This window comes from Cedecea sp. AS113 (assembly GCF_037152415.1).
GTDB lineage: Bacteria > Pseudomonadota > Gammaproteobacteria > Enterobacterales > Enterobacteriaceae > Cedecea.
In genome coordinates, this window is sequence record NZ_JBBCMI010000038.1 from 1 (window position 1) to 7,688 (window position 7,688).

The 7,688-nt window shown below is 47.4% G+C and carries 13 protein-coding genes; 2 read left to right on the forward strand and 11 right to left on the reverse strand.

The window, feature by feature from the left end; genetic code table 11:
• Positions 1-103: 103 nt before the first annotated feature.
• The 10 genes from WFN87_RS23700 to WFN87_RS23745 form a co-directional block, all read right to left on the reverse strand.
• Complete coding sequence (locus WFN87_RS23700; RefSeq protein ID WP_336983953.1) at positions 104-775, reverse strand: P-loop NTPase fold protein; 672 nt, start codon at positions 773-775, stop codon at positions 104-106.
• Between the two features lie 290 nt (positions 776-1,065).
• On the reverse strand, positions 1,066-1,254 hold the full coding sequence (locus WFN87_RS23705; protein WP_166430153.1) for a hypothetical protein: 189 nt from the start codon (positions 1,252-1,254) through the stop codon (positions 1,066-1,068).
• Positions 1,255-1,409: 155 nt separating this feature from the next.
• Complete coding sequence (locus tag WFN87_RS23710; RefSeq protein WP_442892797.1) at positions 1,410-3,794, reverse strand: replication endonuclease; 2,385 nt, start codon at positions 3,792-3,794, stop codon at positions 1,410-1,412.
• A gap of 8 nt (positions 3,795-3,802) precedes the next feature.
• A complete protein-coding gene (locus WFN87_RS23715) occupies positions 3,803-4,279 on the reverse strand; it encodes a hypothetical protein (protein ID WP_336983955.1) in 477 nt (158 codons plus the stop codon).
• Complete coding sequence (locus tag WFN87_RS23720; RefSeq protein WP_336983956.1) at positions 4,276-4,503, reverse strand: TraR/DksA family transcriptional regulator; 228 nt, start codon at positions 4,501-4,503, stop codon at positions 4,276-4,278. Before WFN87_RS23720 ends, WFN87_RS23715 begins: the two co-directional genes overlap by 4 nt.
• Positions 4,503-4,736, reverse strand: coding sequence for a DUF2732 family protein (locus tag WFN87_RS23725; protein WP_336983957.1), 234 nt, complete (start codon positions 4,734-4,736; stop codon positions 4,503-4,505). Before WFN87_RS23725 ends, WFN87_RS23720 begins: the two co-directional genes overlap by 1 nt.
• A 66-nt stretch (positions 4,737-4,802) precedes the next feature.
• Complete coding sequence (locus WFN87_RS23730) at positions 4,803-5,144, reverse strand: DUF5347 family protein (protein ID WP_336983958.1); 342 nt, start codon at positions 5,142-5,144, stop codon at positions 4,803-4,805.
• Complete coding sequence (locus WFN87_RS23735) at positions 5,108-5,308, reverse strand: phage filamentation protein Fil family protein (protein WP_336989470.1); 201 nt, start codon at positions 5,306-5,308, stop codon at positions 5,108-5,110. Before WFN87_RS23735 ends, WFN87_RS23730 begins: the two co-directional genes overlap by 37 nt.
• A gap of 7 nt (positions 5,309-5,315) precedes the next feature.
• The gene (locus WFN87_RS23740; protein WP_336983969.1) at positions 5,316-5,825 is read right to left on the reverse strand and encodes a phage regulatory CII family protein; all 510 of its coding nucleotides are present in this window, start codon (positions 5,823-5,825) and stop codon (positions 5,316-5,318) included.
• 66 nt (positions 5,826-5,891) lie between these two features.
• Positions 5,892-6,095, reverse strand: coding sequence for a hypothetical protein (locus WFN87_RS23745; RefSeq protein WP_045355697.1), 204 nt, complete (start codon positions 6,093-6,095; stop codon positions 5,892-5,894).
• Positions 6,096-6,241: 146 nt separating this feature from the next.
• Between WFN87_RS23745 and WFN87_RS23750 the strand changes: the two genes are divergently transcribed.
• Both WFN87_RS23750 and WFN87_RS23755 read left to right on the forward strand, forming a co-directional pair.
• Positions 6,242-6,808 carry a phage repressor protein CI gene (locus tag WFN87_RS23750; protein WP_336983970.1) on the forward strand — a complete coding sequence of 189 codons (567 nt, stop codon included), beginning with the start codon at positions 6,242-6,244 and terminating at the stop codon, positions 6,806-6,808.
• Between the two features lie 76 nt (positions 6,809-6,884).
• Positions 6,885-7,601, forward strand: a complete 717-nt coding sequence (locus WFN87_RS23755; protein ID WP_336983971.1) for a hypothetical protein — start codon at positions 6,885-6,887, stop codon at positions 7,599-7,601.
• Here WFN87_RS23755 and WFN87_RS23760 read toward each other — a convergent pair.
• Positions 7,595-7,688 (reverse strand): IS1 family transposase (locus WFN87_RS23760; RefSeq protein ID WP_000306640.1); only part of this gene is annotated, 94 nt, incomplete at its 5' end. The genes WFN87_RS23755 and WFN87_RS23760 overlap by 7 nt on opposite strands.

A 7,688-nucleotide genomic window follows, 5' to 3' on the forward strand; every position in this document is an offset into this window, starting at 1 on the left:
ACCACGCCTTCAGTAGCGGAGCAGGAAGGACAGCTGATAGAAATGGAAGCCACTGGAGCACCTCAAAAACACCATCATACACTAAATCAGTAAGTTGGCAGCATCACCGAGAGATGGTGTACTTACTTAATTCATCATAATAATCGTTTCCGCCATCGAAAGCTGTTGCAGCGCACTCTTCAGGAGTAGGATTAAAGGTCACATCCCTATCGATAACTTTCTCTTTATATGTTTTAAATTCTTCCATTCCGCTAGTGTTATTATTTAGAAGCATGACAACCTTACACTCTTTATGCTCTTTCAACAATGACACCAGCCCTAAAACATCTTTTACATCTAGTCCCTTACCTCTTCTTTCCAGATCATCTATAACGACTATCATTTTCTTTATTGTCATAAATGATACAGCATCAATCGTTGATGTGAAGTTTTTAACTATAGGTATTTCTCTCGCAAGTCTTGCGGTCTTACGGCCTATAATTTCACTTATGCCAATGGCATTATCCCTTACGGTTTCAAGAGAGGGCTCTGTACCAATAGACCCTCTTTGAATAGCATTTTCAAAAATACTATATTTCAATCCATCCAAAGAGTTCAAACCAAACAAAGAAACATAACTATAACGTGAATATAAAATACGATCTTTGCATTCATTTAAAACTTTATTCCAAGTATAGGTTTTGCCAATTCCCCAATCTCCTTGTATAGCCATAACTTCTGAATCATTCGTTGTTAGGAAATCAGCAATTTGTTCTTTTATTAATTTGATTGACATAAATTATCCTTCGTAAAAAATGCTTAACTATATCACTATCCATACATAAAGATGTGAGCGCGCGCTCGTATCCCCGCCACGCCTGCCCGCTTTGTGTAGTGGTTTTCATGCACCCGCATGACATAAGCAAAAGCCCGCCATTCCTGGCGGGCCTCAGCGAAAACGATCCTCAGACGATCATGCGGTTTCATGCAGCATAGACATGCACCCACCACTAACGCCTCGCCCGGCTCGTTGTTCAACCTTGCTGACGTCAGAATCAAGTTCTCACGCCAGCAACGTTCCTGTGACTAACTGGGAAGATCCATCGAGCGGTTGTATTCATGAGCACGAATCTTTGCCATCAACTCGTCCGTTAACTCAGAAACCCACTGGATAGCCAGCCGCTTTTCTTCATCGTCACACTCACTAGCCGCTACAAGCTTGATAAAAAAATCAATGCGCTGGAGCTTCAACGACTCCAAGAAATAGTCCTGCATCTTCCCTCCTCTCGTTACTACTGGATAAATAACTGTATATATATCCACTGTTTATAAATACAGTATATAATAAGTTTCTAGATGTAAAACGCTTTTTAGCCTTTCCGCTAGTTATGTCTAATCTTGCTATGCACGCCCCACAGCCTCCTACGCAATCACGAGTACCACTCGCGCCACTTACCATCCTCCTGCAAGCGCTGATTTCGGTAAAAAAGACGTAGCCCAGCCCCGGATGGAATACTGCCACCACGCTGAAGCAGATCAATCTCCGCTTCAGTTCCATCGAACCCTCTGGACCTCAGCTCAGCGTCGAGCTGCTGACGCTGGAGATCGTTAATTTCCTGCTTGTACCCTTTCCGCCTCTTCGGCTTCACAAGCCTCAGCCGTGCCGTCAGCTCCCGACGTTCCTTTGCGCTCAGATTATGGAAGTCAGGCAGCACTTCTGGATCTCTGGTATCAGGTAATTCCCCCCCTGTTTGGTACATTTTTTCAACAGGGGGACAGTTATTGCCACGAGTCCAAGGGGTGCAAGCGCCCTGGTCGGCTGTCGCCTCCTGAACGCCAACGGCCTTACGAACCATTTTCCACTTGATGGCATGCGTGCAAATTCGGCCCTCAACAATCGGGGACCAGATGCCATAGATACGGATACCGTGATCGCCGTAGGCGCTCGGCTCGTCGTTAAGCTCGTATGCCGTTCTGACAAGATGATGTTTTCGGGGAACCAACACACCGCCCTGCTTCATGATGTAGGTAGCAAAACACCCCGCATCAGCAGCAGCCAACACGGCATCCAGGCGGGCATTTTCCAGAACCGGCGCACCTGCTTTTTTATCGCCCTGCGCTCTGCAAGCCTGGCCTGCCAGCAGACGCAGCTCACGGTAAGCCTGGCGGCCCGGAATGCCAAAGAACCGGAACTGCTGAACACGATGCAGCGACGCCCAGGCGGTAACGTGCTCCGCGCTGTCCCGCAGTGTTTTGCCCGTTTCCTTGCTGACTTCTTTAGCCAGCCCGCGCCCATCAATGTTCTTGCTGATGTATTTAGCGATGTAGCTGGTCGGCGTGCCCTTGCGTGGGTTGATCAGCTCAGATTTAAAGCGCGGTCCGGAATTTTTGCCCAGCTCCTCGCGGTCTTCGCGGATGGCGAATTTGCGCAGCAGCGCGGTGATGGAACGGCGGTCTTTTTTGCGCATGAAGCACAGCAAGTGCCAGTGCACGGTGCCGTCATGGTGTGGCTCCGCAACCCGGACGCCATACCAGCGCAGCCCGGACTTGTGCATGGCCTTGCGGAATGCCGCGAATGTTTCAACCAGATAATCACTGCTCTGCCGGACCGTTTCGCTGGTCCACTTCGGGTTTGGCCTGCCGTTGTTGAGGGTGGCATGGAAGCGGGACGGGCAAGTGATGGTATAGAACACGGCGCAATCGCTGCGCATTTCTGCAATCAGCTCCAGCCCTTTGACGCAGGCCATCATTTCATTGCGGCGGTGTGCCGGGTTGCTGTTGCTGGCGTTCACCACCTCTTCCATATCCAGCGTGTCGCCGTCGGCGTTTACCAGCTCATGCGACTGGAAAAACTCCAGTGACTTACGGCGCTGCTCGCGTTTATGGATCACAGCTTCATAGCTGGCATACGGGGAGGCTTTCTTGTTGACCAGACAAACGGCGCGCAGTTGTTCCTCCCGCCATTCGCAGCGCATCTGCCACAGTTTGCGATACCACCAGTCCGCGCAAAGCATACGCGCCAGCGATCCAGGAATGAGGTCATAGTGTACAGGCTTACGACGGCGGCGCTTTCGGCGCAACTGCTCAAACGCAGGTGGGATCACATCCAGCCGCATTGCCTCAGCAGCTACCCTTTCCCACGTCTGGCGGATTTCTTCAGGTTTCACGTCGTCTGTGACAAAAAGATCACCACAGGCCGCATCCAGGCACATGCTCATGTGTGCTGCAACCAGCGTAGACAGACGTTTAACCTGGTCCTGGCTCATCTCAGGCAGGACCAGCAGCCCCTCCAGACCGTCATGGCTTGCCATGAACCGGAATGAAGTAGACACCTGGCTGTCACGCACTCGCGCCAGGCGCTCAAGGCAAGGCCTGATAGTTTCGCGCAAATAACGGGAGTAAGCCTTTGCACGCCCCAGGCCATGAAAGTATTTAATACGTTCCAGCAATGGCTTGCTGATGTGGGACGGCTCAGCGTTTACGTTAGCGATAATCACCAGTTCGGGATTAACACGCTGCTGCTCACGGGCCATTTTGGCCCGGCTGATGAGGTTGTCCTGCTCCATTTCACGCTGGACAGGATCACGGGATTCATTGAAGAAATAACGCTCCCAGACCTGATCACTCAGAGCCTCACGGCGCAGCTGTTCCTGCTCATTGTCAGCAGCGTACAGAGTGATCAGGTTTGAAAGTGCTGAACCCGGCGCAACGTCTGCCGGGTCAAGGTATGGGTTTACAGCTTTTTTCGGGGAGCCCCAGGGGAAAAACCCGGCGGCCTCATTGGAGTCGCCGAGAGTTCTTGAAACAAAGTTCATGGCTTTGTTCATGAGCTTGCTTCTGCATCCAACCAATGAATGTCAGAAATTGGCAAAGAGCCGTTAACTTTACCTAAAGCCTCAAGAAGCTTTGACAGTACGTCTCTTGAGTTGTCGTTCTCATCCCGAACAAATGCAACGCTATCCAGTAGTTCAATCGCATCAATCAGTGCAGATGCAATAGTGTTTTCACCAAAATTTTCATATGCCTCCGGGGCCCCTTCTTCGATACTTTTGGCAATAGCCCCGTGGCGATACCCCTGTTCATCTTCAATCCGAGAAGGATTCGGTGCGACAAGCACTTGTGCAGCCAATTCCGTCGCGTCGCAGGCATAGTCGAGGCGTTCAGCTAACATCGCTAACGCTGTTTCGTCCGATAAAATAAAGCCGTCAGCGATCCATAAAGGTGCAATATCGAATCGTACAATGTATGTGTACGGGCTAACCGGTTCTGAATTCTTTGTGGTGTTTACAAGAGGGTTCATACGGCACCTCCGTTGTAGTGCTTGCCTTTGAGCTCAGCGATTTCCTGACAGGTGATACAGCACTGCACGCCCGGAATAGCGCGGCGGCGAGCCAGCGGGATTGACGAATCACAATCAATGCAAAGAACGCGGGAAACGCCCGGCACTTTTGCCCGGGCCTTGTTGATGTGGCGCTGGAGATCTTCTTCGACTCGCTGCTGTACAAGGTCCATTGAATCAGCCATCAGTGGATCTCCTGCGCTTCGTTCTGGATAGTTTCAGCGGCGTTACGCAGAAGCTCTGCAGCTTCGGTGCCGTTGAGTTTGCCGCGAGTGATATGCACCGCCAGCTTTTCCAGATGAGCTGCAAATACATCAGCACGGCCCCGGCGTTCTTCCATGCGCGCCTCGGTCAACATCAGGTTAAGACCGGCATCATCTGGTCCGGTTTTCGTGGTTCGGATTTCAATATTTCGCATTGTGTTCTCCTGAATTTGGGCAAAAAGAAGCCCGGCGGGTTTACGCCATTAAATTTCTGGTTTGATTTAATTAGGCATGGTTAGCCGTTTAGGAAATAAGCTCACCACTGCACGAAAATGGTTCATTGCCTTTATCAACTCCCGTTTTTCGTCAGTCGTCAGCTCACTAATTTTGACGCCGTGACGCTCTGCCGGAATGTTAGCCATAAAAAATATGGCGGCTAATGCTCGCTTGTTCTGTTTATTATTTGCGTCCCGTGGGTCGCTCATTTCATTAATAAACCGCTCAAGCTCTGACTCAATGTTACTTCCAAATACTTTTGCCCTTAATTCCGCTATGTGGTTCAACCCTTCATAGCGTTCGCTTGGGCTTATCGTGCGAGTCGTTGCAGCACCTTCGATAGCCATGGTTTCCCCTGTTTGATGGTTGACAGGTCAGCCAGCAATTCAGCCTGCGAATGGCACGGGTGCCAGCGCTTGCCATCTTTGCCTGCAATCCAGCCATGACCGAAGTGCATTCCTGGGCTTTTCTTAACAAGCAGTGATGCAAATGACGGTTCGTTACTCAACATAAGCACCTCAGATCAGACCGAATGAAGCACCCAGGCCCGTCACAGTATCCACCGCGCTTGCCATTGCCGGACTTGCCTGTAGTCTGGCGTGCATAGAAACAGCGGTCAGTGCCATCAAACGGGTGACTGAGTTGATACTGTCTATAACCTGCCGACGGCTGGCAGCAGTTGGTTGCTCACCTGAAACAGCGCTGGCGGCAACACGTCCGATCTCTGCTGTTGCACTTAGTACGTAATGGGGCATCTTCTCGCTTGCGACTTCATTAAGAGGCACGCACGGCAAGCAATGAATCTGCGCCAGAAATCCATCTACTAGGGTTGAATCTTCCGTGAGATCGGTCAGCAACCAGATTTCCGGCGCAGTGAGCTGGTGTGGCTGTTCTGGGTTCAGCTTGTTTCGCAGAGTCTGGACATTCATACCTGCACGCTCAGCCAGCTTTGCCATGTTATGACGTACTGCGAAGGCTCGACAGGCTTCATCAAAATGTCTGTGTTTGGAAACTTTATAATCAAACATAGTTTTCACATCCGAACTTATTGCAAAATCGAACTCCAGGAGAGTGACAACTTTGCTTTTGATTGATTAAGCAGACAGAGCATCTACAGTTAAAGCAGCCATGTTAATCATGACCTTTTCGCGCTTTTTATCTTTGCGCAGACGATGTCGCGGAAGGCGACCATCAGCCAGCATGTCGTTAATCGTATCAACCGGAAGGCCAGTTAGTTCGCTATAGCGCTCAATTGTGACGTGTGGCGTATTCAGAGTGATTGAAATGTTAGGGGTCATAGTGCAACATTCCTCCTTTAGTCCGGCTTGTGGCGAGCCGTTGTTTAACGTGATTAGTTGTGATGGCTCCAAAAGAACACTTCGAGTTCAACTTTAAGATCGCTTTTGGAATCTGTCAATGAATTTAGGATTGCTTTGGAGGTCTTATGGATTTCAGTAGCGGCGGAAAAAAAGTGATTGAACGGTTGGTTGAGGCATACGGTTTCACCACTCGTCAGGCTCTCTGCGATCACATAGGTGTATCTAAGAGCACAATGGCTACACGTTACATGCGCGACATATTTCCCGCTGATTGGGTATTGCAGTGTACGTTGGAGACTGGTGTTTCAATTGAATGGCTGGCTTTTGGTAAAGGACCTAAAGGTATCTACGACAAAAACAAAGCTGTAGCTCTGATAAAACAAACCCTTATAGGGGGTAAACTTATAGATTCCGGCTCGACCCTTTTTGACATCAATTTCCTACCATCAAACATGATGAAACCTCTTCATATTGTTGAAAAGAAAAGTGATTTTATTTGCGATATGAATTTTGATGCTGTGCGTGATGGTGTTTGGGTGATAAATATTGATGATGACATTCTAATCAGAACAATAACCCGTCTACCTGGCAATAGAATTCATATTGATGGTGGTAATAGTCCTTTCGAATGTGCGCTCCAAGAAATTAAAATAGTCGCTAAAGTAGTTGTTTGTTGTCTAGAGCAAGACTGATTAATATGTTGTTTTCAAGAATGACTTGAACTGCATTAATTGCTCCTTACAATCATTATCTGAAATAAGGTTGAATATGGATAGTTGCATTATTGAAATGATTTTCATTCTTAATAAGAATGCTAGTATCGGTCGCACTCCTGAAACATTCAGTAAGATTCTTGAGGCAACTGATGAGATTAAAATTAATAAAAACACTCTTTCATACAGCAATGTCGACTTTAATTGCTCGATTTTGGAGCATGGCACAAGAAAGGATTCTTTATTCATCAGGTTGGAACTAGATAACGTTACTGATGACAACTTGTCAACATTCTCAAAACTCCTACGTATATTTAAAAAAATATCTGCTGAAAGTAATCTTGGTAACATTCAATTAGTATGGGATGATATAAGTAAAAACTATGCAATAAAAGCTTATCCATTAATACATGAAATTGAAAACCTAATGAGAAAGCTAATTACTAAATTCATGCTTCATAATCTAGGATTAGCATGGACAAAGACTTCTATCCCAGAGGAACTTAAACGTGAACTCAATAGCTCATCAAGTCAAAATGATCCAGAGTTTAACAACGAACATAACATAATGTATCAAGTTGATTTTATTCAACTTTCTAACTTTCTCTTCAATGCCTATCGTGAATTAGAAATAACTGAGCTGATCAAAAAAATAGCTCCATTATCCTTTTATGATATGAATGAAAGCACATTCATTGAGATCAAAAAAATCATACCAAAAACCAATTGGGATAAATACTTCGAAACGAGGGTAATGACTCCAACTTATTGATAGTGTTTTATGTTCAGATAATGCCCGATGACTTTATCATGCAGCTCCACCGATTTTGAGAACGACAGCGACTTCCGTCCCAGCCGT